Source organism: Leclercia sp. Marseille-Q4284 (genome assembly GCF_916618945.1).
Lineage (GTDB): Bacteria > Pseudomonadota > Gammaproteobacteria > Enterobacterales > Enterobacteriaceae > Enterobacter > Enterobacter tamurae.
On record NZ_CAKAKG010000002.1, the window covers coordinates 1,518,587 to 1,545,420 of the forward strand.

A 26,834-nucleotide genomic window follows, 5' to 3' on the forward strand; every position below is an offset into this window, starting at 1 on the left:
AAAAAGTATGGGCAGTGGTAGGCCGGATAAGCGTAGCGCCATCCGGCGTTTTTTTATGGCGCTACAGACCGCACCAGCCCCGGAGCCTGCCACATCGAGGTGGTCAGCCCGCTGTCCACCAGCCCCAGCTGATCGGCATACACCGCCTGCCACTTCTGCATCATGCCGTCGTACAGCTCCCGGTGCGCCGGGTTCGGGGTGAACTCCCGGCTCCACTTCACCAGTTTCTCGCCGGTAGCGGCCATGTCGCTGTACAGCCCGGCACCGGTTCCCGCGGCAATGGCGCACCCCAGTGCGGTGGCCTCTTTCACCTCCGGCACCCGCACCGGCAGGCCGGTGACGTCGCTTAATATCTGGCTCCACAGTGCCCCTTTCGCGCCGCCGCCGGCAAACACCAGGCCGTCAAAATTCACCCCGGAAAACTGCGATATCTGCGTCAGGTTACAGGCGGAGACGATCGCCGCGTTCTCCTCCAGGGCGCGGAACAGGGTGGCTTTATTGCATTTTTCCGGGTCGATGGAGAGGTTAATAAACGACGGCGCAGCGTGATACCACTGCTTAAAGTGCATCGCGTCGGAGAAGATCGGCATCACCCCGTGGGAGCCCGCCGGCACCCGGCTGGCCATCTCCTCCATCAGGGCGTAGGTGTCCATCCCCATCCGCTCGGCAATCAGCTTCTCTTCGGCGCAGAAGGCGTCGCGGAACCAGCGCATGGTCAGCCCGGTGAAGAAGCTGATCGACTCCGCCTGGGCCATGCCGGGGATGACGTGCGGGTTCACACGGATGTTCATCTGCGGATCGGTACGCACCTGCGGCAGGTTGACCACCTGCTGCCAGAAGGTTCCGCCCAGCACCGCGGTCTGCCCGGCGCGCACCACCCCCAACCCCAGGCAGCCCAGCTGCACATCGCCACCGCCCATCACTACCGGGGTCCCTTCCCGCAGGCCGCTCTGCTGCGCCGCCTCCCGGGTCACTGCCCCGAGCAGGGTGCCGGTCTCTTTTACCGGGGAGAGAATATCGGCGCGCAGTCCGGCCATGTCCAGCAGCGCCGGACGCCAGTCGCGGGAGAAGAGATCTAACATGCCGGTGGTGCCCGCGTTGGACGGATCCACCGCCAGCTCGCCGGAGAGCTTCGCCGCCAGCCAGTCGCTGATCATGGTAATGGTGGCCGCGTTGCGGTAGATATCCGGGCGATGGTGCGCCAGCCACAGCAGGCGCGGCATGGCGCTCAGGGCCAGGGTCTGGCCGGAGACGTCATACACTTCGGATTCAAAGCGGAAGTCGTGGATCTCTTTCAGCTCGGCCACTTCGCGGCTGGCGCGGGCATCGACGTTGGCGCAGGCCCAGATGGCGTCGCCGTTGCGGTCGTAGAGGACGATCCCTTCCCGCATCGAGCAGCAGGCGACGGACTGGATAGCCGCCGGGCTCAGCTGCGCCCGCTCCAGCGCCTGGTGAATACACTGGCAGGCCAGCCGCCAGTTGGTGTCGAGGTCAAACTCCATCGAGCCGGGAACGTTCTCCACGCTCAGGTGTTTCCACTCCGCCTGGCCGACGGCGACCTGGTTGCCCAGCAAATCGAAAATAACGGCGCGAACGCTTCCCGTCCCTGCATCTAACGCTAAAAGGTAACTCATGAGCTTGCCTCATCGTAAGCGCAGGGCAGACAGGCTCTTATTTTGCCAGAGCCAGCACCGCGCGGGCTGTCGTCTCTTCCGTCACCAGGCCATTGATACGGCGACCGTTCAGTGCGGCATAAATCGCATCGGCTTTCTCTTCCCCTCCGGCGACGCCGACGATGACCGGCAACTGCGCCAGTTCATCGAGGGTGACGCCAAGTAATTCCTGGTGGATCTCCAGCTCCTCTACCCGCTCGCCGTTGGCGTTAAGGAAATAACCGAGGATATCCCCCACCGCCCCTTTACGGGCAAACATCAGCTGCTCGCCTTCGCTGATATAGCCGGAGCGCAGGATAGTGGCGTCCCGGCGCTGGTTCACCGAGCCAATCCCGACCACCGCCACATCGGCGGCGGTGGCGGCGAGGATCACATCCCGCACGCTGGTTTCCCGCTTTAAGATCCCGGCCACTTCCGCGGATGAAACCCGCAGCGGGGCAGGGATCATGCTGATGCTACAGGCGGCATCCAGCTGGCCGATGCCGGTCATATAGGGCCCGACACCGCCGGAAAGCGTCACCAGCCGCACCTGCTGGGAGCTGATAAAGCCGCTTAAGTGCTGAATGCAGCTCATGGTGGTTTCACCAAATCCCACCGCCAGCAGCTGGCCGGGCTCCAGCACCCCCATCAACGACTGTGCGGCGCCAATGCCTAAACGCACGCTCATCGGCGGGGTGTTCAGGGCTGGCAGCACGCGGGCCAGCCGCAGGCCGAAGCGCTGCTGGAGTTCGGTCTCCAGCGCCAGACAGCCCTCGTAGCGGGAGTTGATCTGCACCCGGATCACCCCGGACTGCCGACCCTTCTCCAGCAGCCGCGAAATCTTGAGCCGCGGCAGTCCCAGCCGCTCGCCGATATCGTTCTGCGTCAGGCCGTCGTGGTAGTAGCACCACGCCACGCGCGCCACCAGTTCCTCTTCCGTTAGTGCCAGTCCGGCAAATCGTCCCTCTTCGGCAACGCGTTTCTCAGCCATATTTGAACTCTTATCAAAATTTAGATCATATGTTCGCTCTGCCGCAGGTTGAATGTGTGAGCCACGCGGCAAAACGGATATTCCGGAATGTTTCTGCATTATCGGGATCATATCCATCAAACTGTGATCCCTGCACGGTTGTAAATATAGTTCACCGTCTACGCTTTTGAACATTATTAATTTCAAAAATCATTTGTTCAATAGCGGAGCGATAATGACAGCACTTATCGAGGCGCGCGGGATCCAGAAGCAGTTTTCCGGCGTTCCTGTACTGAAAAACATTGATTTCACTCTGCTTGCGGGACAGGTACACGCCCTGATGGGCGGCAACGGCGCGGGAAAATCGACCCTGATGAAGATCGTCGCCGGGGTCGAAACGGCCGACCGCGGTGAACTTTCTATCGCCGGGCAGCCTTTTGCTCGCCTGAAACCGGGCCAGGCGCACCAACTTGGCATCTATCTGGTGCCCCAGGAGCCGATGCTGTTCCCGAACCTCAGCGTGCGGGAAAACATTCTCTTCCGTCTGCCGCGCGAGCAGGATATCGCCCGACGGCTGGCCGATAAGCTGGAGCAGCTTCAGTGCCAGCTCAATTTAGAGGCTGCCGCCAGCACGCTGGAGGTGGCGGATCAGCAGATGGTGGAGATCCTGCGCGGGCTGATGCGCGAAGCGAAGATCCTGATCCTCGATGAGCCCACCGCCTCGCTGACGCCGGGTGAAACCGAACGCCTGTTCCGCCAGATCCGCGCCTTACAGGCCGCGGGGGTTGGCATCGTCTTTATCTCCCACAAGCTGCCCGAAATCCGCCAGCTCGCCAGCCACGTCTCGGTGATGCGCGACGGAGCGATCGTCCTGAGCGGTGAAACCGCGCAGTTTGATGACAACGCGCTGATCGCCGCCATGACCCCGGTCAGCCGCGAACAGGGGCTGAGCGACACGCAAAAGCTGTGGCTAGCGCTGCCGGGCAATCGCCGCACCCAGGCCCAGGACTTCCCGGTCCTGCGGGTGGAGAGCCTCACCGGGGAGGGCTTTATCGATCTGGATCTTGAGATCTACGCCGGGGAGATCGTCGGCCTGGCCGGGCTGGTGGGTTCCGGGCGCACCGAGTTTGCCGAAACCCTGTACGGCCTGCGCCCGCCGCGCGGGGGCAAGATCTGGCTCGAAAACCAGCAGATCGACAGCGATCCGGTCAGCGCCCGGCTGGAGAAAGGGCTGGTCTATCTCCCGGAGGACAGGCAGGTCTCTGGCCTGTTTCTTGATGCGCCGGTCCGCTGGAACACGGTGGCCCTGAATGAGCCCTCGCTCTGGCAGCAGCGCAAACGCGAGGCGGCGGTGGTGGAGCGTTATCACCGGGCGCTGGGGATCAAACTCAACAGTCCGGATCAGACCGTGCGCACCCTGTCGGGGGGCAATCAGCAGAAGGTGCTGCTGGCCCGCTGCCTGGAGGCCAATCCGCTGCTGCTGATCGTCGATGAACCTACCCGCGGGGTGGACGTCTCGGCCCGGGCTGATATCTATCAGCTGATCAAAAGCGTGGCGGCGCAAAACGTGGCGGTGCTGATGATCTCCAGCGACATGGATGAGTTCCCGGGTCTGGCAGATCGGGTGCTGGTGATGAATCAGGGGGTGCTGAGCGGGGAACTGCCGCGCCACGCCGTCAGCCTTGACCGCATGATGGCCCTGGCCTTTGGAGGACAGGCATGAAAACACTTCTGAAAAACCGCGAGCTCAGCGCGCTGCTGGCGATCCTGGCCCTGTTTGTGGTGCTGGTGGCGCTTAACCCGGCCTACCTTAGCCTGCAGACCCTGGGGATGATCTTTGCCAGTTCGCAGATCCTGATCCTGCTGGCGCTCGGCGCCGGGCTGGTGATGCTGACCCGCAATATCGACGTCTCGGTCGGCTCGATTGTCGGGCTGTGCGCCATCGCCGTGGGGGTAGCGCTGAACAACGGCTACGGCCTGCCGGTGGCGATCCTGTTTGCGCTGGCGATCGGGGCGCTGGCGGGGGCCTTCAACGGCCTGCTGGTGGTGGGGCTGCGCATTCCGGCGATTGTCGCCACCCTCGGCACGCTGGGGCTGTGGCGCGGGGTGATGCTGCTCTGGACCGGCGGGAAGTGGATTGAAGGCCTGCCGGTGAGCCTGAAAGCGCTGTCGGAGCCGGTGGCGCTCGGCATCTCACCGCTGGGGATGGTGGTGCTGGCGATCGCCGCTCTCGGGGCGTGGATCCTGTCGCGCACCGCCTTTGGCCGGGATTTTTACGCCGTTGGGGATAACCTCGCCGCCGCCCGTCAGCTGGGCGTGGCGGTCAACCGCACCCGGATGGCAGCCTTCACCCTTAACGGCGTGCTGGCGGCCTGCGCCGGGATCGTCTTTGCCGCGCAGATCGGCTTCGTGCCGAACCAGACCGGCAGCGGGCTGGAGATGAAGGCTATCGCCGCCTGCGTGCTGGGGGGCATCTCCCTGCTGGGCGGCACCGGGACCTTAATCGGCGCGCTGCTGGGGGCCTTCTTCCTGACTCAGATCGACACCGTGCTGGTGCTGTTCCGTCTCCCGGCCTGGTGGAACGACTTTATCGCTGGCCTCGTGCTGCTGGGGGTGCTGGTGCTCGACGGACGACTGCGCCAGGCGCTGGCGCGTCATCAGCGGGCGCTGAAGTACAGCCGTTTCCAGCCGGGCAACAAAGGGGGGAAGCACGTCACCCCGTTTCGCAAACGCAACAAAGAGGTGGCGTAGATGAAGCTTAACTGGGAGTGGGCGCTGCTGCTGTTACTGGTGCTGGAGATCCTGCTGTTTGGCACCCTCAATCCGCGGATGCTCGACATCAACATGCTGCTGTTCAGCACCAGCGATTTTATCTGCATCGGCATCGTGGCCCTGCCGCTGACGCTGGTGATTATCAGCGGCGGGATCGACATCTCGCTGGGCTCGACCATCGGCCTGTGCGCCATCGCCCTGGGGGTGATGATGCAGTCCGGTGTGCCGATGGTGGCGGCGGTCCCGCTTACCCTGCTGCTCGGGCTGCTGTGCGGCCTGTTTAACGCGGCACTGATCCACTACACCGGCATCAGTCCGCTGGTGATCACCCTCGGCACGCTCTACCTGTACGGCGGCGGAGCGCTGCTGCTCTCGGGGAGGGCAGGGGCGACCGGCTACGAAGGCATTGGCGGCTTCCCGGAGAGCTTCACCGCCTTTGCCAACCTCACGGTTATCGGCCTGCCGATCCCGCTGGTGCTGTTCGCATGTATTACTTTCTTCTTCTGGCTGATCGTCCACCGCGGGCGCTTTGGCCGCCACCTGTTTTTGATTGGGCAGAACCCGCGCGCAGCGCGCTATGCGGCCCTGTCGGTGAACGGCATGCCCTATGCGCTGTATGGCCTGGTGGGCGTCGCCTCGGCGATTGCCGCTCTGGTGATGGTCTCCTATTTCGGTTCGGCGCGTTCCGATTTAGGGCGTGACCTGCTGATGCCTGCGCTCACCGCGGCGGTGCTCGGCGGGGCGAATATTTACGGCGGTTCAGGTTCGGTATTGGGTACGGCGCTGGCGGCATTGCTGGTGGGGTATCTGCAGCAGGGGTTACAGATGGTTGGCATCCCCAATCAGGTGTCGAGCGCGCTGTCAGGGGCGCTGCTGGTTGTGGTGGTGATGGGGCGTTCGCTGAGTCTGCATCGTGAATGGGTGCGGTCTCTTCTCACAAAAAATACCCGGAGCGTATGATGAAAATAAAACTGATGGTGCTGGCCGTGGCGTTAAGCGTGGCGACGGCGCAGGCGGCGGATCGCATCGCGTTTATCCCGAAACTGGTGGGGGTCGGCTTCTTTACCAGCGGCGGCAACGGCGCGAAAGAGGCGGGTAAAGCGCTGGGGGCGGAGGTCACCTACGATGGCCCGACCGAGCCGAGCGTCTCCGGGCAGGTGCAGCTGATCAATAACTTCGTCAACCAGGGCTACAACGCCATTATCGTCTCGGCGGTGTCGCCGGATGGGCTCTGTCCGGCGTTGAAGCGCGCCATGCAGCGCGGGGTGAAAGTCCTGACCTGGGATTCCGACACCAAACCGGAGTGCCGCAGCATCTACATCAACCAGGGCACCCCGGAACAGCTCGGCGGCCTGCTGGTGGAGATGGCCTCGAAGCAGGTCACCAAACCGGCCGCCAAAGTAGCGTTCTTCTACTCCAGCCCTACCGTTACCGATCAGAACCAGTGGGTGAACGCGGCGAAAGCCAAAATCGCCAAAGAGCACCCCGAGTGGCAGATCGTCACCACCCAGTTTGGCTATAACGATGCCACCAAATCCCTGCAGACCGCAGAAGGGATCTTAAAAGCATACCCGGATCTGGATGCGATCATCGCCCCGGACGCCAACGCCCTGCCTGCGGCGGCCCAGGCGGCCGAGAACCTGAAGCGTGAAGGGGTGGCGATCGTCGGCTTCAGCACCCCGAACGTGATGCGTCCGTACGTGGAGCGCGGCACGGTGAAAGCCTTTGGTCTGTGGGATGTGGTGCAACAGGGCAAAATTGCGGTCAATGTCGCCGATCGTTTGCTGAAAAAAGGCGATCTTAACGTTGGCGACAGCGTGGAAGTGAAGGATATCGGCACGCTGAAGGTGGAGCCGAACAGCGTCCAGGGTTATCAGTATGAAGCGAAAGGCAATGGCATCGTGCTGCTGCCGGAGCGGGTGGTGTTCACCAAAGAGAACATCAACAACTACGACTTCTGACAGGGGGGAACATGGCTGATTTAGACGACATCAAAGAAGGTAAGAACTTTGGCATCGACCGACCGCAGCAGAACGTGCCTTTTACCCTGAAGGGGTGCGGGGCGCTGGACTGGGGAATGCAGTCGCGGCTGGCGCGGATCTTCAACCCCGCCAGCAACCGCACGGTGATGCTGGCCTTCGATCATGGTTATTTCCAGGGGCCGACCACCGGGCTGGAGCGCATCGATCTCTCCATTGCGCCGCTGTTTGCCGAAACCGACGTGATGATGTGTACCCGCGGTATTCTGCGCAGCACCGTGCCGCCCGCCACCAACAAACCGGTGGTGCTGCGCGCCTCCGGGGGGAATTCGATGCTCGGCGAGCTCTCCAATGAGTGCGTGGCGGTGGCAATGGAAGATGCCCTGCGCCTGAACGTCTGCGCGGTGGCGGCGCAGGTCTATATCGGCAGCGAGTATGAACACCAGTCGATCAATAACATCATCAAGCTGGTGGATGCGGGCAATCGTTACGGCATTCCGACCCTGGCGGTGACCGGGGTCGGCAAGGAGATGGCCCGCGATGCGCGCTACTTCTCGCTTGCCAGCCGCATCGCCGCCGAGATGGGAGCCCAGTTCGTCAAAACCTATTTTGTCGAAGAAGGGTTCGAGAAAGTGACCGCCAGCTGCCCGGTGCCGATTGTTATCGCCGGGGGCAAAAAGCTGCCGGAGCACGAGGCGCTGGAGATGTGTTTCCGCGCCATCGACCAGGGCGCGTCGGGTGTCGATATGGGACGGAACATCTTCCAGTCCAGCGCGCCGCTGGCGATGCTGAAGGCGGTGAAGAAAGTGGTGCACGAGAAGATGAGCGCCCGCGAGGCGTACCAGTTCTGGCAGGAGGAAAAACAAGGAGAAGGGCAATGAACGTGACCTTAGTGGAGATCAACATCAAACCGGACAGGGTGGACGAGTTTCTGGAGGTGTTTCGCGCCAATCACGAAGGGGCGATCCAGGAGCCAGGCAACCTGCGGTTCGACGTGCTGCAGGACCCGCGGGTAAAAACCCGGTTCTTTATCTATGAGGCGTACAAGGATGAGGAGGCGGTGCAGGCGCACAAGCAGACCCCGCACTATCTGGCGTGCGTCGAGAAGCTTGAGGACCTGATGTCGGAGCCGCGTAAAAAACGTTGTTTTGTTGGGTTGATGCCGGCGTAGGGATGGTGCGGTCTGGTGCCCGGTGGCGGCTACGCCTTACCGGGCCTACATCATGTAGGCCGGGCAAGCGCAGCGCCGCCCGGCGTTTTTCAGGCCAGCGCCAGCAGCTGAACCCGCGCCGTGGCCCCCGGCATCAACCGCTGCAGGTTGTTGACCAGCTCATCCCCGGCCGCTTCCAGCGCCGATAACGGCATGGCGGGCAGGCTCTCGAGAATAAACCACATGGTCTGCGCCTGACTGTCCAGCCGGGTGCGCACTCCCTGTCGCCAGTTCCAGCGTCGGCAGGTCACTCCCACGTCATCCCGCCAGATAACCTCGCCCGCATCGGGATATTCCACGCTGGGTTGACCCTCTTTAAAGGTATCAAAAGGCTCGCTGCCGTCGGCCAGCGTCAGCCGCGGTGCCCCGGTGTAGGCGGCGAGATTTTCTCCGCCCACCGGAATGGCATAGCGGATGCTGATCGCATTGTAGATATCCACCACCGGATCGAGCGGCGGCAGCGTGCCGTCTTTCAGCACCCGCTTGCGCAGGGCGCTGGCGGAGCAGGGGGTACGTTTCGGTTTAGCGCCGAAGGCTTTAAACGCCTCATCCCAGGCGGCGAGGTGGGCCTCTGCCCAGGCAAAATCATCGTTTAACATCTGCTGGCAGGCCTGGGCTAACGCAGCAGGGGCCACTTCGGGAGCGGTAATGGGCGCAGCGTCGACCACGATGCTCAGTGCGCGGAAACCCGGGGCGATCCCGGCCAGGCGCGGATCTATTGACGGCGTGAGGAGGGACATAAATAATCCTGTATCGACTGTTTTAGACCATGGTAATGACCAGTGACCGATAAAGTCAATATAATGACTGCGCAGGGCGCAGACGTGGCCCAGGTAAGCCTGGCGGTCGCGAACCGTATCCGCAACTGGCGGAAAGAGAAAAAGCTGTCCCTGGACGAGCTGTCGCGCCGGGCCAGCGTCAGCAAAGGGATGCTGGTGGAGATCGAAAAAGGGGCCGCGAATCCCAGCATTGCGATCCTCTGCAAGCTGGCGGCAGCGCTGGGCGTGTCGGTGGCGGACATCGTCAACGTCGCCAGCGAGCCGCTGGTGCATGTTATCGAGGAAGCGGCGATCCCGGTGCTGTGGCACGGCGAGAAGGGCGGCAGCGCCCGGCTGCTGGCGGGCACCGCGGGCCCGGATATGATCGAGCTCTGGCGCTGGGAGATGCAGCCGGGAGAAAGCTTCAGCTCGCCCGGCCATCCGGCAGGCACCTTTGAGCTGCTCCACGTGGAAGCGGGGGTGTTGACCCTGAAGGTAGATGAGAGCATCACGCAGGTGGTGGCCGGGGCATCGGCGGTGGCGAAAACCGAAGCCGCGCACAGCTATGCAAACCATGGGGAGAGTATGCTGCGGTTCACCATGACGGTGGCGGAGTTTCACCGGTAACATGTGAGATGCCGGGGGCGCTACGCTTGCCCGGCCTACAAAAACCAACGTCGTTGTGGCAGTTGTAGGCCCGGTAAGCGAAGCGCCACCGGGCAACAACAGGCACAGTCTTGTAGGCCGGGCAAGCATCGCGCCGCCCGGCGTGTTTTACGCTTCGGTCACACTCACCCGCAGTGCAGCCAGCGCCATCCGGGCTGCTTTCAGCACCAGCTCACACTGCTCGATGGTCAGCGTCAGCGGCGGTTCAATGCGGATGGTCTTCGAGTTGTTGAGCGTTCCCGCCACCAGCACCCGCTGGCGGAACATCTCGCTCGCGAAGCTGTAGCCGGTTTCGTTATCGACAAACTCAATCGCCATCAGCATCCCTTTGCCGCGCGCATCCTGTACCAGGTCCGGGTATTCACGCCCGAGCTGGCGGAAGCCATCCAGTAGCATGTCGCCTTTCTGCTCCGCCTGGGCGGGCAGGTTCTGCTCCAGCAGCACGTTGATGGTGGCCAGCGCGGCGGCACAGGCCAGGGGGTTACCCCCAAAGGTAGTGGTATGCAGGAACGGATTGTCGAACAGCACCGAGAACACCTCCTCGGTGGCGACCGTGGCACCAATCGGCATCACGCCGCCGCCCAGCGCTTTGGCCAGGCACAGGATGTCCGGCTGCACGTTCTCGTGCTCGCAGGCAAACATCTTGCCGGTACGCCCCATCCCGGTCTGCACTTCATCCAGGATCAGCAGGGCACCAAACTCATCGCACAGCTTACGCACCGCAGGCAGGTAGCCCACTGGCGGCAGGATCACCCCACCTTCGCCCTGGATAGGCTCAAGGATCACCGCCGCCACGTCGTCGCCGGTTTTACGGCATTCAGACAGCGCGGAGCGCATGGCGTTAATGTCGCCGAACGGCACGTGGCGGAAGCCCGGCAGCAGCGGCATAAACGGCTTACGGAAGGCAGATTTCGCCGTGGCAGAGAGGGCACCTAACGACTTGCCGTGGAAGGCACCGCTGGTGGCAATAAAGGTGAATTTCCCGCGCGGCGACTGGTACGCTTTGGCGAGTTTGATCGCCGCTTCGACCGATTCCGTGCCGCTGTTACAGAAGAAACTGTATTTGAGTTTCCCCGGCGTCAGGGCCGCCAGCGTTTTTGCCAGCATCGCCCGCAGGGGATCCAGCAGTTCCTGGCTATGAAGGGGTTGTTTTGCAAGCTGATTTTGTACGGCGGAAACCACAACTGGATTACGGTGCCCCACGTTGAAAATACCAAATCCACCCAGGCAATCTACAAACTCCTGTCCCTGGGTGTCGACAAGCGTATTAAGACTTCCCGCTTGCCACTCTACGGCTCCGTAATCCCCGCCTGCTGTTACCGATTTTCTGTATTCCAAAAACCCGGGATTCACATGCTCTTTGAAGTAATCAATCACCTCGCGGTTAAGTTGTTTCATCTCCTCATGATCAAGCGTTCGCTTCTCAATGAGATTCAGTGCGTGCGCGGTACAGGCAAGAGCCGATGCGCTGGAGGGTAACCTGTTCAAGATGTGCTCCCGGGAATGGCGTATCACATGATACTGGATTAAGTATTGCAGGCTTTGCGCCACTTCCGGTGAGGGGGCAAAAATCGGGATAAACGCCAGGTTAAAATAATGTTACACAATATTTAATCATGCGAAACGCAATTCCGGCGGCAACGCATCGGGATTTTCCCACAGCAGAATGCGCGTTTGCAGTGCATTCGCCCTGTTTTAGTGCGATCGGTTGCCGGGCGGGCGGAGGGAGCGATCCTCCTTTGGGAGTAGTTTCGGTGCGAAATCATTTAATATCAATAGATTATAAAAACACACAAAAAATGCGGTTTAGTCCCGTTTTGCGATCTCGAGCATGTTTAACAACTAAAGATAAATTCGTTAACGCCGAAAAAACGTTACGCCCAAAAAATAACATTCAAGTAACCTGCAAGGGATGCCTATGTCGCCTCAACAATGTGTCACACAGTGTGAATACCCACTGAAAGATGACACCACTCTGATGTCCACCACCGATCTGCACAGCTACATTACCCAGGCCAATGACACCTTTGTCCAGGTGAGTGGTTACTCCCTGGGCGAGCTGGTGGGTCAGCCGCACAATCTCGTTCGCCACCCCGATATGCCAAAAGCCGCCTTTGCCGACATGTGGTACACCCTGCAGCAGGGTGAGCCCTGGAGCGGCATCGTGAAAAACCTGCGTAAAAATGGCGATCACTACTGGGTACGCGCTAACGCCGTGCCGATGGTGCGCAACGGCCAGACCACCGGGTACATGTCCATCCGCGTGAAAGCCACGCCGGAGGAGATTGCCGCCGTCGAACCTTTATATAAAGCACTCAACGAAGGCCGCAGTAAAAAGCGGGTGCACAAAGGGCTGGTGGTGGCGAAAGGCTGGACCGGCAAACTGCCCGCGATGCCGCTGCGCTGGCGGGTACGCAGCGTGATGGCCGCGCTGTTCCTGGTGCTGGCGGGTGCGCTGTTCGTCACCGGGGCGAGCTGGGCAGCAATGGGAGTCAGCGCGCTGGTGATGCTGCTGGGAACCCTGCTGTTTGAGCAGCAGATTGTGCGCCCGGTCGAGAACGTGGCCCGTCAGGCGCTGAAGGTAGCGACAGGCGAACGCAACAGCGTTGAGCATCTTAACCGCAGCGACGAACTGGGGCTGACCCTGCGCGCGGTCGGGCAGCTCGGCCTGATGTGCCGCTGGCTGATCAATGATGTCTCCAGCCAGGTCATCAACGTGCGCGACGGCAGCGACCAGCTGGCGAAGGGGAATGACGACCTCAACGATCGCACCCATCAGACGGTGTCAAACGTGAAGCAGACCGTGGAGACCATGAACCAGCTGGCGATGACGGTGCAGAACAACACCCGCACCGCCGTGGACGCCGATAAGCTCTCCATCGCCGCCAGCGACGCCGCCACGCAGGGCGGACACGCGATGCAGACCGTGGTCAACACCATGGACGAAATTGCCGACAGCACCCAGCGTATCGGCTCGATCACCAAGCTGATTAACGATATCGCCTTCCAGACCAACATCCTGGCGCTGAACGCGGCAGTGGAAGCGGCAAGGGCGGGCGAGCAGGGGAAAGGCTTTGCGGTGGTGGCCGGGGAAGTGCGCCATCTGGCCAGCCGCAGCGCCAGTGCCGCCAACGATATCCGCAAGCTGATCGACGCCAGCGCCAGCAAGGTGATGTCCGGTTCCGAGCAGGTGCATGCCGCCGGACGCACCATGGATGACATTGTGGAGAAGGTGCAGAACGTCACCCGGCTAATCGCCGAGATCAGCCAGTCTACGTCCGAGCAGGCCTCCGGCCTGTCGGAGCTGACCCGCGCGGTAGCCGAACTGGATTCTATTACCCAGAAAAACGCGGCGCTGGTCGAAACCAGCGCCCAGGTCTCGGCGATGGTGAAGCACCGGGCTAAACGTCTGGAAGATGCCGTTACCGTGCTCCATTGAGTCAGTAAGGTTCCGAAAAGGCCGTTTGCTCCTGACAGGGTGAACGGCTTTATTTGTGATTATTTTTATCAGTTACTGTTAATGTAATATTAAATAACTAAATAAACCGCCTCAGTTAATTATCCCTGCCTAAGTCAGTTTTCCCCGATGCTCTGTCACAAACACCTCTCCGGTGGTTACGTAACGATCGATGAGACGTAATTAATAGTCTGCGCCTATCCATTGCCTGATTTATATAATAAAAAAGCGATCAAACTCATAAAGTTAGCGTAAAAGTTACCGATAACGCTGATCGTCTGATAAATGATCACAATGATGGAGTAAATATGTTCTTACATGATGTAAAGATCGGCACAAAATTATTTCTGGCGTTTGGTTTCTTTATTGTCCTGATGGGGATAAGTGCGAGTTTATCTCTGTTGAGCCTTAACCGGGCGAATAACGGGATGCAATCCATTATCAGCAACGATTATCCGACAACGGTAAAAGCGAATCAGTTAATCGAAAACTTCCAGGAATTTATTAGCACCCAACAGCTGATGTTGCTGGATGACCAGGGCCAGTACCGGGAGCAGTCAGAGCAGAAGCTGAAGACCATCAGCGAGCGCATTACCCTGATCCTCGGCGATCTGAACAACGCCCTGCAGGACAAGGCGTCCCAGCAGGTGCTGACCGATATTCGCGGCGTGCGCCAGCAATATCTCGACTCCCGCTATCGGATCCTGCAGGCGGTGCAGAGCAACGATCGGGCGGGTGCGATTCAGGAGATGATGACCAACACCCTCAGCCTGCAGCAGGCCTATAAGGCAAAAGTGCAGGAGCTGATTACCATTCAGAATAAGCAGATGCAACGCGCAGGCGTGGAGGTGGACGGCGACTTCAGAAGCAACCGTCTGCTGCTGATCCTGATCACCCTGTTCAGCGTGGCGGTGGGCAGCCTGATGGGATGGTTTATCGTGCGCTCAATTACCCGTCCGCTGGGCCAGGCGGTCGATTTTGCTCAGTCGATTGCCGATGGCGATCTCACCGGGAGCATCGCCTCCCACGGTAAAGACGAAACCGGTCAGCTGCTTACTGCGCTGATGGAGATGAAAAACCGTCTGCTGGAGATTGTGCAGCAGGTGCAGTTCGGTTCGGAAAATATCTCCACCGCGGCGGCGCAGATTGTGGCGGGCAACCAGGACCTGGCGGCGCGAACCGAAGAGCAGGCCAGCTCGGTGGAACAAACGGCGGCATCGATGGAGCAGATCACCGCGACGGTGAAAAACACCGCGTCACACACCGGCGAAGCCACCACTCTCTCCTCGGATGCGGCCAAAGTGGTAAAAAACAACGGCGAGATGATGAAGCAGGTCACCAGCAAAATGCGCCTCATTAACGAAACCTCTAACCGGATGTCGGACATCATCAACCTGATCGACTCCATCGCTTTCCAGACCAATATTCTGGCGCTGAACGCGGCGGTAGAGGCGGCACGCGCGGGTGAACACGGTCGTGGCTTTGCGGTAGTGGCCGGTGAAGTTCGCCAGTTGGCGCAGAAGAGCGCCACCTCGGCCAGTGAAATTCGCCAGCTGATTGAAAGCTCAACCAGCCAGACCCAGGACGGGATGGCGCTGGTGGAAAAAGCCAGCGGGCTGATTAACGGCATGGTGGGTAACGTCGAGGAGATGGATGTGATCCTGCGCGAGATCCGCCAGGCCAGCCATGAGCAGACGGAAGGGATCTCGCAGATCAACAGCGCGATTGGCCTGATTGACTCCACCACTCAACAGAACTCCGCTCTGGTGGAGGAGTCTGTTGCGGCGGCCTCATCCCTGAACGAGCAGGCGCTGAACCTGAAAGACCTGGTGAAAGTGTTCCGCGTGCGCGGGGAAGTTACCGCTTAATCCAGCTGATTGATCTCCAGCGACGCGCGGTCAATAACTGCAATAATCTGTTTCAGCTGCGCGTCGCTCAATCCTTCCTGATTGACCTTCAAATCCAGCACCGCTTTAAAATTGTCGATAGCCCGCTTCATCTGCGGGTTTTTACGCAGCTGGAAACCTACACAGCGTGCTTTGATGCGCGCCTGAATGTTCTCAAGCTGCTCCAGGTTCTCATCCAGCCAGCGCTGCCCGGCTACGGTGATGGCAATCTGTTTGCGCCCGCTCTCTTCTTCGGTGATGGTGATAAATGCCTGATCCTGCAAAAAATCCAGCGTTGGATAGATCACTCCGGGGCTCGGCGTGTAGTTTCCCTGGGTCATGCTTTCAATGTCTTTAATCAGCTCATAACCGTGGCTGGCATTGCGGGTCAGGAGGTCCAGAATCACCAGCCTTAACTCACCGTGACCAAAAAAGCGCTGACGGCGTCCGCCGCCTTCGTGTGCCTGTCGCATAGGATTTTCCTTTAATTTGATATATCTAATTTATATCTAAAGCAGTTTTAGATGCAATCTAAAACATCTTGCATTTTTTCTTATTAGCAATCATTATCATTTAACTTTCAATTTCGATATATCGATTTCACTTTCACGAAGGCAAATTATGACCACAACCCGCTACCCCCAACGTGTCCGTAACGACCTGCGCTTTCGCGAGCTGAACGTGCTCCGCGTGGAGCGCGTCAGCGCCGGTTTTCAGCGCATCGTGTTAGGCGGCGAGGCGCTGGAGGGCTTCAGCTCCCGCGGCTTCGACGACCATTCCAAAGTCTTTTTCCCGGAAAAGGGCACCACCTTTGTTCCGCCGGTGGTGACAGACGAGGGCGTGGAGTGGGGTGACGGCGTACGTCCGCAGGCGCGGGATTACACCCCGCTGTATGACGCGGCCCGTCATGAGCTGGCGCTCGATTTCTTTATCCACGACGGTGGGGTGGCAAGCAGCTGGGCGGTGGACGCAAAGCCGGGGGACACCCTCTCCATCGGCGGCCCGCGCGGTTCGCTGGTGGTGCCGGAAGATTACGCCTGGCAGCTGTACGTCTGCGATGAGTCCGGCATGCCCGCCCTGCGTCGCCGTCTGGAAGCCCTGCGTGCGCTGCCGGTGCGCCCGGAGGTTCACGCCGTGGTCACCGTGGCTGATGCCGCCTGTCAGGACTATCTGGCCCACTTAAGCGAGTTCAACATCCACTGGGTGGTGGGGCATAACGAGCAGGCGGTGGCGGATCGTCTGGCGACGCTCAGCGTGCCGGCAGAGGACTACTTCATCTGGCTGACCGGGGAAGGGAAGGTGGTGAAAAACCTGAGTCGCCTGTTTGAAACCGACGCTATCGATCAGAAGCTGGTGCGTGCCAGCGCGTACTGGCACGCCAAATAATCAGGCCACGTCGTCGAGCTGCGCTTCGTTGACCTGATGTTCGAGGGAGGCGCGCACCTCGTGCAGGGCTCTCTCCTGCTGGGCAAAGTACGCTTCCATATTGCTCAGCGAGGAGACCAGCAGCCAGGACTCCTCTTTCTCCAGCTCCGCCAGCTCGCTCACCAGGGTGTCGATCTGCTCGCGCACCTGGGCCATCTTTTTGCGGATACGGGTCAGGTCATTGAGCCTGTCGCTGGCCATCAGCGGCTCCAGCCCCTGATGCAGACGGGCCACCAGGGAGCGGATCGCCTTCACGTCGCCGCGCTGCTTCGCCTGGTTCAGCTGCACCATCATGGCGTTAGCCTCTTCCTTCAGATCGTCCGCCACCAGATCCGGGTGACAGAGCTTGCTCGCCTGACGCCAGAGCCGTTTTAACTCGTTCTGATCCTCTTCGGAGAGGTCCTGGCCCTTGCGCAGGCGGATTTCCGCTTCATGCTGCTGCTCGCGGTATTTTTCATATTCTTCATTGGCCTCGTCCCGCGCCTGGCGGGCGGGCTCCTCTTCGCGGGTCAGGCCCGTTTCCAGCTCCTGGGCTTCGGCCAGCAGATTGGCGATGAGGTTGCTTTGCTGCTGCAGATGCTTACGCGCCGCGGCGGCCTGCACCGAGTCGGCGGGCAGATCGCGCCAGTGTTGGGTCAGGGTGGTCAGCACCTCCACCGCCTGGGCGACATACTGCTGGCAGCGGCGATAGTCCGCCTCCCGACGGCGCGTCTCTGCCTGCTGGCGGCGCAGGTTGAGCTCCGCCAGGGTTTTGCGCAGGGCGAGGATCTGGCTCATCAGCGGGCCGAGGCGGGTGAGGTAGATATCGTTAAATTCATCCAGCTGCTGCACGCGGGCGTTACGCCTGTCGATGAGATCGCGCAGGCGCTCTTCCAGCGCTTTCAGCTCCAGCTTGCTGGCGGCCAGCTGCGGATCGCGCCACGTGGTGACGGCACGCTGGCTTTGCAGCCAGTGGGTAATGGCCGCCATCGCCCCGGTGTAGTTTTTCTGCTCAAGCGCCACGACGATCGCCAGCAGCTCCTCGTCAAAGGCTTCGTTTTTTAACCGTGCCAGCTGGCTCTCGATGATGTCGTCATCTTCCAGCTCGATGGCATTTTTAATGATTTCCAGCCGTTTGATCGGTGTGCTCATGATGCTTTTCGCTTTGGCGCTTAAGTATTTGAGTTAAGGATAGTTGTCAGGAAAACAACAGGGAATAATACACATGTCTGATGAATGGCGCGACGGGGGAATGCGTTAATTTTGCGCCAGGTAATCCGGCTGCGGCATTTCAATAAATTCCTGGAACAGTGGAAAAGTCCGAAAAGTGCATGGATGGGCGTTTACTCATATTTACAGAGTTTACTTTTTGACATAATTTGCCCCTTTTTTGTACGCCGGTCCGAAAACGGACAAAAGGCAGGGGGATGCTGTGAAGGTAAGGATGACCAGGTTAATCGGGCTTTTTGTCGGTATTATTTTGTGGCCGATCGGCAGTGCCCACGCAGCGCTCCTGTCGCCCGCCGACCGTAGTGCCGTCCAGCAACAGCAACAGCTGCTGCTGGATCAAAACCAGCGCCAGCGCGACGAGCTGGAGCGCAGCACGGTTCTCCCCAGGACGCCTTCCTCTCCTGCACTTTCTGCCCCTGACGGCCCCTGTTTTGTGATCTCCCGGATTGTGCTCGAGGGTGCCACCGTCATGCCGGATGTTGCCCAAAACCGCCTGACCGCCCCCTGGCGCAACCAGTGCCTCGATATGGCCGCCCTCAACGACCTGACCCACGCGGTCTCCGACTGGTATATCAGCCGGGGTTATATCACCAGCCGCGCCTTTCTGACCGAGCAGGATCTGACCCACGGCACGCTGCATATCGCGGTGCTGGAAGGTAAGCTCCAGCAAATTCAGCTGGAGGGGGTGCCGGAACGCACGCTGAAGATGGCTTTTCCAGGACGGGTGGGCAAGATCCTCAACCTGCGCGACATCGAACAAGGGATGGAGCAGCTGAACCGGGTTCGTCAGACGCCGGTTCAGATTGAGATCCTGCCCGGCGACCGCCAGGGATACTCCATCGTTAACCTCACCGCCGCCCCGGAATTCCCGCTTACCGGCTCCCTCAGCTTTGATAACAGCGGGCAAAAGAGCACCGGCACCGGCCAGCTCAGCGGGGTGCTTATCGGCAACAACCTGCTGGGGATCGCCGATAAATGGTTTATCAGCGGCGGGCGCAGCAGTGATTTTTCCAGCAGTAAGGATGCGCAGAATTTTGCCGCGGGGGTCAGCGTGCCTTATGGCTATGGCCTGCTCGATTACAGCTACAGCTGGAGCAACTATCTCAGCACCATCGATAACAACGGCTATCACTGGCGCTCGACCGGCGACAACGAAACCCACCGGCTGAACGGCTCCTGGGTGCTGTTCCGCAACGGCGATATCAAGACCAGCGCCGCGGTGGGCCTGACCCACCGCATCAACCATAACTATCTCGACGATGTCCTGCTCGCCACCAGCAGCCGGAAACTCTCCAGCTTTTCGCTGGGCATTAACCACACGCAAAAAATCGCGAGCGGTGTGGCGACCTTCAACCCGGCCTTCACCCAGGGCGTGCCGTGGCTGGGGGCCGAGGATGATAACGACAAGCACGGCGATGTGCCGAAAGCGGAGTTTCGCAAGTGGAGCGTCAACGGCAGCTATCAGCAACCGCTTACCGACAGGCTGTGGTGGCTCTCCAGCGTCTATTTCCAGTGGTCACCCGATCGTCTGTACGGCAGCGAACGCTTAACCCTCGGGGGCGAGACTTCGGTGCGCGGCTTTAAAGAGCAGTACCTCTCCGGCGATAACGGCGGCTACTGGCGTAACGAACTCAACGCGTCGCTCTTCACCCTGCCGTGGATCGGGCAGATCGGTGCCCTGGCGGCACTGGACGGCGGCTGGCTGAAAAAAGACGGTTTCGACCGTTACGCCTCTGGCACCCTGTGGGGGGCGGCCGTCGGGCTGACCAGCGTTAACCGGCTGTTCTCCAGCCAGTTCACCGTCGGAACGCCGCTGGACTACCCGGACTGGCTGGGGCCGGATCATCTGAATATTTATTACCGTGTGTCGGTGGCATTTTAAGGGACAGGGACGATGAAAAAGGAACAGGTAAGTTTATCCCGGCGCGTACTGAGCACCTTACTGAGCGTGCTGCTCGCGACGCAGCCGCTGCTCCCTGCCGTGGCGGCAACCCTTACGCCGACCGGCACTACCCAGCTGGATAAAGCCGCCAACGGCGTGCCGGTGGTTAATATCGCCCCGCCGAATGCCGCGGGCATTTCGCACAATAAATATCAGGATTACAACGTCGGCAAAGAGGGGCTGATCCTCAACAATGCCACCGGCCAGGCTAATCAGACCCAGCTCGGCGGGCTTATTCATAACAACCCCAACCTGACGGCGGGCAGGGAGGCGGCGGGGATTATCAACGAAGTCACCGGCACTAACCGCTCTCAGCTGCAGGGCTATACCGAAGTGGCGGGGAAAGCCGCCAACGTCATCGTCGCCAACCCTTACGGCATCACCTGTAACGGCTGCGGGTTTATCAATACCCCCAACGCGACGCTGACCACCGGCAAGCCGGTGCTCGACGCCAGTGGCCGGTTACAGTCGCTGGACGTCAGCAAAGGCAGCATCCTGATTGAAGGCCAGGGCCTGGACGGAAGCCAGAGCGATGCGGTGTCGATCATCGCCCGCGCCACCGACGTGAATGCCCAACTGCATGCCAAATCACTGACGGTGGTGGCGGGGGCCAACCGGGTGGCGGCCGACGGCAGTGTCAGCCCGATCCCCGGTGAAGGCGACGCCCCAAAAGTGGCGGTGGATACCGGAGCGCTGGGCGGGATGTACGCCAACCGTATTCACCTGGTCTCCAGCGAGAAAGGGGTGGGCGTCAATCTGGGCAATCTCAATGCCCGCGACGGGGATATTTCGCTGGATGCCAGCGGAAAACTGACGCTGAAAAACAGCCTGGCCAGCGGTGCCATTACCGCGAAGGGTGAAAGCCTGGCCCTGAGCGGGGATCACAAAGCCGGGGGCAACATCACCCTGAACAGCCAGAGCGATCTGGCGCTGCAGGAGGGTTCGCTGAACAGCGACCGTGACCTGGTGCTGAATGCCAGCGGCACGCTCTCGCACAGCAAGGCCAAACTGACCGCCGGGCGGGATGTCTCCCTCACGGCGCAACAGATCTCCCAGGATGCTGGCAGCCAAACGGATGCCGCACAGCATATCAGTGTGAATGCCCGGGACGGCGCCACGCTCGATGGACGCATGACGGCCGGGCAAAACCTGGCGGTGGCCGCCGATGCCCTGACGCATAACGGCCAGCTGGTGGCAGGAAATGGACTGTCGCTTAATGCTGCCCGTCAGACGCTTAACGGCGCGATAAACGCGACCGGCGATCTCAGCGTGGCAGGACAGCAGGTTACCACCACCGGGGCCGCGCAGATTCAGGGCCGTAACCTGAGCATAACCGCCAGACAGGCAGATCTGAAAGGAACCCAGGCGGCGAAAGAGGCCCTGACGGTCAACGCCAGTGAGACCCTGGCGCACAGCGGCAAAAGCAGCGCGAACACGATGACCCTCAGCGCGCCGCAGCTGGACAACAGCGGCGTGGCGATCGCGTCGGCACTTAGTACACAGTCACAGACGCTCACTAACAGCGGGCTGTTACAGGGGGATTCGTCCCTGCGGCTGGATACCGGGGCGCTGGACAACCAGCAAAACGGGACGCTCTACAGCGCAGCAAGGCTGACCCTCTCCATTCCGACGATCAATAACAGCGGCCGGATTATCAGCGACGGATCGCTGGTGGTTGCGGCCAGCACCCTCAACGGTGCGGGGCTGTTGCAGGGCACCGATGGGCTGACCCTTAGCGGAGATACGCTGGCCCAGGGGGCGGCGGGGCGCTGGCTGACCGCCGGTACGCTGGATATCACCGCCGGGCAGCTCACCACCGCAGGCACCCTCCAGGGGCAACATCTCAGCGTTGATGCAGGCGACTGGCGGCATTCTGGCTCTGCGCTTGCTACGGGCGATTTTGACGCCCGCGCAACCGGCTCCCTGTGGAACGACGGCGACCTGATGAGTCAGGGCAAGCTGACCTTTAACGTACCGCAGCTCACCAACAACGGTAATCTGCTCGCTGCGGGTGACATGCTCCTGACCGGCTCCCTGAACAACCGGGGCGACCTGCTGAGTCAGCAGACCCTGACGGTTAACGCCCGGGACATCACCAACAGCGGGCGGCTGCAGGGGCAGAACATCGCCCTGACAGGCAAAAATTTGACCAACAGCGGCGCCATCCAGAGTGCGCTGGATCTGGCCCTGACGTTAAGCGGTGACATGGCTACCGTCACCGGCAGTAAAATTACCGCCCTGGGCCATGCTCGACTCAGTGGAAAAAACCTCGATAACCAGGGGCTGCTGAGCGCCAAAAACCTGACTATCGACGGCGACTCGCTCAGCAACGGCGGGGAGATCAGCGGCGTCAACGGACTTAACCTGCACCTGACGGGCAACCTGAGGCAGATGGGGAAAATGCTGAGTGGGGCTGGGCTGACCGTCCGGGCGGGAGACATCAGCAACAGCGGTCAGATGCAGGGGGATAATACGCAGCTTGATGCCCGGACGCTGACCAACGATGGACGTCTGCAGGGCGACAGCGGCCTGACGCTCACGCTGCTGGAGGCGTTGACCAACCAGACCAACGGCATCATTCTCAGCCAGAATGCACTCGCTGTGACCGCCCCGGTGCTGAACAATAACGGCACGATTCAGGGGAATGGTCCTTCCACGCTCAGTGGCGCCACGCAGGTGCAAAATAACGGCAACATCCTCTCTGGCGATGAGCTGAAGCTGACCACCGCGGACTACAGCGGGGCAGGCTGGCTGCAGGCGACGAACCTGCTAATGAATGCGGTAAAACTCGCTAACAGCGGCACCATGATAGCGGCCCGCGAGGCCACCTTTACCGGCAACAGCCTGACCAACGCCGGGACCCTGCAGGCGGCACAGCTGACCGTGAACGCGCAGACGCTGACCAACAGCGGCACCCTGCTGGGGAACAGCAGCCTGACGCTGACCAGTGACAATATCAGCAACGACAATGGCAACCTGTTCAGCGGGGGCGACCTGCTGACTGAAGCGACGTCCCTCAGCGGTATCGGCCAGATTGTGGCCCTCGGCAACCTGACGCTGAAGCTGGTAAACAGCTGGACGGCGCAGGGCGTGGTGGCAGCAAATAACCAGCTAACCGTTATCAGCCAGGGCGACATCGTCAACCAGAGCACCCTGCAGGGCAACGGCATCACGCTGAACGCCGCGGGCAAGGTGACCAATAATGGCCTGATTACTGCAGGAGGCGGCACCACCGCGCTCTCCGGCAGTGAGATTGCCATGAACAGCAGCGGCTCGCTGCAGGCCGGCGGCGATGTCAGCCTGACCAGCCAGGGCGATATTACCCTTGATGGCTTTACCGGCACCGCGGGCAATATGGCGCTCACCGCCGCCGGGTCGGTGATCAATACCGCGCTGCTCTATGCCAGAAATAACCTGTCGCTGTTTGCGGATCGTATTGCGAACCTGCGGGGCGATATGCTGGCGGGCAATGACCTGGTGATGCAGAAGGATGCTTCCGGGGCGGCGAACACCGAAATCATCAACACGTCGGGGAATATCGAAACCACGAACGGCGATATCATCCTTCGGACCGGGCATCTGCTGAATACGCGGGATGGGCTGACTGCCACGACCACAACTACCCAAAACCCTTCATCCATTTCCGGGTTAGGGAATGCGACGATCGATATCGATATTTCTCAGCTGCCTGAAGGAAGTTACGGGAAATATATTGCAGTCTACCCTTTTGAAAACTGTACCGGGGCTGTAAACACCCACTGTTCTATATATAAAGGCCGCACCTCCTGGGGCATGCGAGCCGATCAGAACGAGCAAAAATTTGCCCTCAGCCAGACGATTACCTCCGTTTCATCCACTGGCGGTGTAGCCGGAATTCGTTCTGGCAATAATCTGTCCATTAGCGCTGAGCAGCTTGAAAATAATGCCAGTGCGATCCTCGCCTCCGGTGATATTTTCCTGACGGGTAGTACGCTCTCCAACCAGTCCTGGCAAAACGCCACGACATCGGATTACTGGAAATATATCTACCAGGGACCAGTGGGTTATGCAGACCCCGACAGCATTATTACCTCCAAAGTCGAAGGTAATATTGATATTGGAACAGTCATTCTGCCCGATCCTGTTTGGGATAAAATTCGTTTTACGCTGGACGGTAAAACGACGGAAACGACACTCGGTGATATCTACCGCGCGGTCATTCAGGCTGGCGGCACTGTTCAAGCCGTGTTCGACAAAGACATCAGCAACACCAACACCACGTCAAATGCCGGGCGCATAAGCAATACCCTTGTTGCGCCGGATCTGAATACCCCATCAGTACAAAGCATCGCGGGTGGTGCGAATCAGCAGACGCTGGATGATGCCGACACGATGGCGATCACCGCACCGGACTGGCAAAACAGCGCTGACGGCAAGGCCATTGCCGACGGCACCAGCCTCGTACCCGGTGGCATTGACGGCACCTATCCTCTGCCTTCAGGCAAAAACGGCTACTTTGTCACTTCTACCGATCCTGACAGCCCGTACCTCATCAACGTAAACCCGAAACTCGACGGGCTGGGGCAGCTCGATCCCTCTCTGTTTGGCGATCTATGGAAACTGCTCGGTATCAATCCAGGCGCAGCACCGCGTGAAACGGCCACTCAATACACGGACACCAGTCAGTTCCTGGGCTCATCGTACATGCTCGATCGCCTTGGGCTGAAGCCGGATCGCGATTACCGCTTCCTCGGCGATGCCGCATTTGATACGCGGTACGTCAGCAACTACGTGCTGAACCAGACCGGAACACGCTATATCAACGGTCTGGGCTCCGACCTCGACCAGATGCGCTACCTGATGGACAGTGCCGCTGGCGCAGAGACCTCGCTGGGGCTGAAGCTCGGGGTGGCGCTGACGGCAGACCAGATAGCCGCCCTCGACCACAGTATCCTGTGGTGGGAGACCGCCACCGTTAACGGCCAGACCGTGATGGTGCCGAAGGTGTACCTCTCTCCGAAAGACGCCACCGTGCAGAGCGGCAGCGTGATTAGCGGGAGTAACGTACAGCTGGTGGGCGGTAACGTCACCAACAGCGGAAGCACGCTGCTGGCGCAGAAGGGCCTGTCTGTCGACAGCAGCAACAGCATCAGCAACCTGAACGCCGGACTGCTCAGCGCAGGCGGCGGACTCAATCTGAGCTCGCTGGGTGATATCAACAATATCGGCTCCACCATCAGCGGTAAAACCGTGGGGCTGGAGAGCGTTACGGGCAGCATTAACAACGTCACCCAAACGCAGACGTGGGATGTGGACGCGGGCCGCGTGCGCTTAAGCGGTACGGATGTGGGCGTCACCTCGTCCATCACCGCAACGGACGGGCTGGCGATGCGCGCCGGGCAGGATATCAACATTACCGGGGCGAACGTGGCGGCGGGCGGTAGCCTCGGCATGGCGGCAGGTGACGATATCAATATCACCGCCAACGAGATTACACAGAGTGAGCACCGTTCGCCGCGCAACAGCGCAACAACAGAGACGGCTTCCGTTACGCAGCAGCGCAGCACCCTGTCGGCGGGGGACGATCTCACCCTGCTGGCGGGGAACGATCTCAATGCCCGCGCCGCAGCCATTGCCGCCGAAGGGGATGTCGGCATCCAGGCCGGTCGCGATCTGAACCTGCTGGCAGAGGCCACCTCTGAAAGCGCCAGCAGCAAAGCGAAGAAGAAAACCGCCATCGATGAGTCCGTGCGTCAGCAGGGGACGGAGATCGCCAGCGGCGGCAACGCGACCCTCATCGCCGGGCGCGATATGAACGCGCAGGCCGCAGAGGTGACGGCGCAGGGCGATATCGGCGTGGCGGCGGGTCGGGATGTCAATCTCACCACCGCCACCGAGAGCGACTATCGCTACCGGGAGAAAACCAAAACCAGCAGCGGGTTCCTGAGTAAAAAGACCACCCACACCATCAATGAGGACAGCGCCACGCGGGAGAAAGGCTCCCTGCTGAGCGGCGATAACGTGACGGTGCAGGCCGGAAACAACCTGCTGGTGAAAGGCTCGGCAGTGGCCGGTGACGGCGACGTGGCGTTATCCGCAGGTAACAACGTCGACATCGTGGCGGCCACCAACACCGACACCTCCTGGCGCTTTAAGGAGACCAAAAAGTCCGGCCTGATGGGCACCGGCGGGATTGGCTTCACCCTCGGCAGCAGCAGGTCCACCCAGAGCCTTCGCGAGCAGGGCACCACCCAGAGCGGGAGCTTCAGCACCGTCGGGTCGACGGGCGGCGACGTCAGCATCACGGCAGGTAAGCAGGCCCACATCGGTGGGGCGGATATCATCGCGCAGAAGGATATTGCGGTTCGCGGTGACAGCGTGGTGATCGAGCCGGGCCACGATAAACGCACCCGCGATGAGAAGTATGAGCAGAAGAGCAGCGGCCTGACGGTGGCGCTGTCGGGCACGGCGGGGAGCGCGCTGAATAGCGCGGTCACGACGGCGCAAAGCGCGAAGCAGAGCAGCGATTCGCGTCTGGCCGCCCTGAAGGGGACACAGGCGGCGCTCTCCGGCGTGCAGGCCGGGCAGGCGGTGGCGCTGGACCAGGGGAGGGGGACCTCTGACAGCGGTAACACCAACACCGTAGGTATCAGCGCGTCGCTGGGTTCGCAGTCGTCTAAATCCTCATCGCATATGCAGAGTGAGACCACCACGGGCAGCACCCTCAACGCGGGCAGCAACGTCACCCTCAGGGCCACCGGGAGCGACATCACCGTGGCGGGCAGCCAGATCAAGGCCGGTCAGAACGTGACGCTTGATGCGGCCCGGGACGTGAACCTGCTGGCCTCGCAGGACACGCAGCAGACGTCGGGTAAAAACAGCAGCAGCGGGGGCAGCATCGGCGTCGGGCTGGGGGTGGGTTCCGGTGG

18 protein-coding genes are annotated in these 26,834 nt (G+C 60.6%); 12 read left to right on the forward strand and 6 right to left on the reverse strand.

From position 1 onward, the window contains the following. Positions 1-53: 53 nt before the first annotated feature. Together lsrK and lsrR are read right to left on the reverse strand one after the other, a co-directional pair. A complete protein-coding gene (gene lsrK / locus LG383_RS22040) occupies positions 54-1,634 on the reverse strand; it encodes an autoinducer-2 kinase (RefSeq protein WP_225760141.1) in 1,581 nt (526 codons plus the stop codon). A 37-nt stretch (positions 1,635-1,671) separates the two neighbouring features. Beyond that, on the reverse strand, positions 1,672-2,643 hold the full coding sequence (gene lsrR, locus LG383_RS22045; protein WP_225760142.1) for a transcriptional regulator LsrR: 972 nt from the start codon (positions 2,641-2,643) through the stop codon (positions 1,672-1,674). A 214-nt stretch (positions 2,644-2,857) separates the two neighbouring features. On the opposite strand from lsrR, the gene lsrA reads away from it, so the two are divergent. From lsrA to lsrG, 6 genes are read left to right on the forward strand one after another with little or no spacing between them, the layout of a single operon-like run. Then, positions 2,858-4,345, forward strand: a complete 1,488-nt coding sequence (gene lsrA, locus LG383_RS22050; protein ID WP_225760143.1) for an autoinducer 2 ABC transporter ATP-binding protein LsrA — start codon at positions 2,858-2,860, stop codon at positions 4,343-4,345. Beyond that, positions 4,342-5,373 (forward strand): autoinducer 2 ABC transporter permease LsrC, encoded by a 1,032-nt coding sequence (lsrC, locus tag LG383_RS22055; RefSeq protein ID WP_106994754.1) that lies wholly within the window; start codon positions 4,342-4,344, stop codon positions 5,371-5,373. Before lsrA ends, lsrC begins: the two co-directional genes overlap by 4 nt. Further along, a complete protein-coding gene (gene lsrD, locus LG383_RS22060; RefSeq protein WP_225760144.1) occupies positions 5,374-6,354 on the forward strand; it encodes an autoinducer 2 ABC transporter permease LsrD in 981 nt (326 codons plus the stop codon). Then, positions 6,354-7,355, forward strand: a complete 1,002-nt coding sequence (lsrB, locus tag LG383_RS22065) for an autoinducer 2 ABC transporter substrate-binding protein LsrB (protein WP_225760145.1) — start codon at positions 6,354-6,356, stop codon at positions 7,353-7,355. Before lsrD ends, lsrB begins: the two co-directional genes overlap by 1 nt. An 11-nt stretch (positions 7,356-7,366) precedes the next feature. Further along, the gene (gene lsrF / locus LG383_RS22070; protein WP_225760146.1) at positions 7,367-8,254 is read left to right on the forward strand and encodes a 3-hydroxy-5-phosphonooxypentane-2,4-dione thiolase; all 888 of its coding nucleotides are present in this window, start codon (positions 7,367-7,369) and stop codon (positions 8,252-8,254) included. Beyond that, positions 8,251-8,544, forward strand: coding sequence for a (4S)-4-hydroxy-5-phosphonooxypentane-2,3-dione isomerase (lsrG, locus tag LG383_RS22075; protein WP_166184135.1), 294 nt, complete (start codon positions 8,251-8,253; stop codon positions 8,542-8,544). Before lsrF ends, lsrG begins: the two co-directional genes overlap by 4 nt. An 89-nt stretch (positions 8,545-8,633) precedes the next feature. Here the strand turns inward: lsrG and LG383_RS22080 are convergent, their stop codons facing one another. After that, complete coding sequence (locus LG383_RS22080; RefSeq protein ID WP_225760147.1) at positions 8,634-9,323, reverse strand: B3/4 domain-containing protein; 690 nt, start codon at positions 9,321-9,323, stop codon at positions 8,634-8,636. A gap of 63 nt (positions 9,324-9,386) precedes the next feature. Between LG383_RS22080 and LG383_RS22085 the strand changes: the two genes are divergently transcribed. Next, complete coding sequence (locus tag LG383_RS22085; RefSeq protein WP_370635204.1) at positions 9,387-9,968, forward strand: helix-turn-helix domain-containing protein; 582 nt, start codon at positions 9,387-9,389, stop codon at positions 9,966-9,968. Positions 9,969-10,115: 147 nt separating this feature from the next. On the opposite strand, the gene ygjG is transcribed toward LG383_RS22085, so the two are convergent. Then, complete coding sequence (gene ygjG / locus LG383_RS22090; RefSeq protein ID WP_181247302.1) at positions 10,116-11,495, reverse strand: putrescine aminotransferase; 1,380 nt, start codon at positions 11,493-11,495, stop codon at positions 10,116-10,118. A 430-nt stretch (positions 11,496-11,925) separates the two neighbouring features. Here ygjG and LG383_RS22095 point away from each other — a divergent pair, with 430 nt between their 5' ends. Together LG383_RS22095 and LG383_RS22100 are read left to right on the forward strand one after the other, a co-directional pair. Beyond that, a complete protein-coding gene (locus tag LG383_RS22095; protein WP_225760149.1) occupies positions 11,926-13,446 on the forward strand; it encodes a PAS domain-containing methyl-accepting chemotaxis protein in 1,521 nt (506 codons plus the stop codon). Between the two features lie 326 nt (positions 13,447-13,772). Further along, positions 13,773-15,332: a methyl-accepting chemotaxis protein gene (locus tag LG383_RS22100; RefSeq protein WP_225760150.1), complete on the forward strand. Its 1,560-nt coding sequence runs from the start codon at positions 13,773-13,775 to the stop codon at positions 15,330-15,332. Here LG383_RS22100 and LG383_RS22105 read toward each other — a convergent pair. Beyond that, on the reverse strand, positions 15,329-15,823 hold the full coding sequence (locus tag LG383_RS22105) for a PadR family transcriptional regulator (RefSeq protein ID WP_106994744.1): 495 nt from the start codon (positions 15,821-15,823) through the stop codon (positions 15,329-15,331). The genes LG383_RS22100 and LG383_RS22105 overlap by 4 nt on opposite strands. 148 nt (positions 15,824-15,971) lie before the next feature. On the opposite strand from LG383_RS22105, the gene LG383_RS22110 reads away from it, so the two are divergent. Continuing rightward, positions 15,972-16,736 carry a siderophore-interacting protein gene (locus LG383_RS22110; RefSeq protein WP_106994743.1) on the forward strand — a complete coding sequence of 255 codons (765 nt, stop codon included), beginning with the start codon at positions 15,972-15,974 and terminating at the stop codon, positions 16,734-16,736. Here the strand turns inward: LG383_RS22110 and LG383_RS22115 are convergent, their stop codons facing one another. After that, positions 16,737-17,906, reverse strand: a complete 1,170-nt coding sequence (locus tag LG383_RS22115) for a J domain-containing protein (RefSeq protein WP_225760151.1) — start codon at positions 17,904-17,906, stop codon at positions 16,737-16,739. A 292-nt stretch (positions 17,907-18,198) separates the two neighbouring features. Here LG383_RS22115 and LG383_RS22120 point away from each other — a divergent pair, with 292 nt between their 5' ends. Further along, positions 18,199-19,866: a ShlB/FhaC/HecB family hemolysin secretion/activation protein gene (locus LG383_RS22120; protein ID WP_225760152.1), complete on the forward strand. Its 1,668-nt coding sequence runs from the start codon at positions 18,199-18,201 to the stop codon at positions 19,864-19,866. Positions 19,867-19,878: 12 nt separating this feature from the next. Then, positions 19,879-26,834: hemagglutinin repeat-containing protein (locus LG383_RS22125; protein WP_225760153.1), on the forward strand; the 6,956-nt coding region annotated here is incomplete at its 3' end.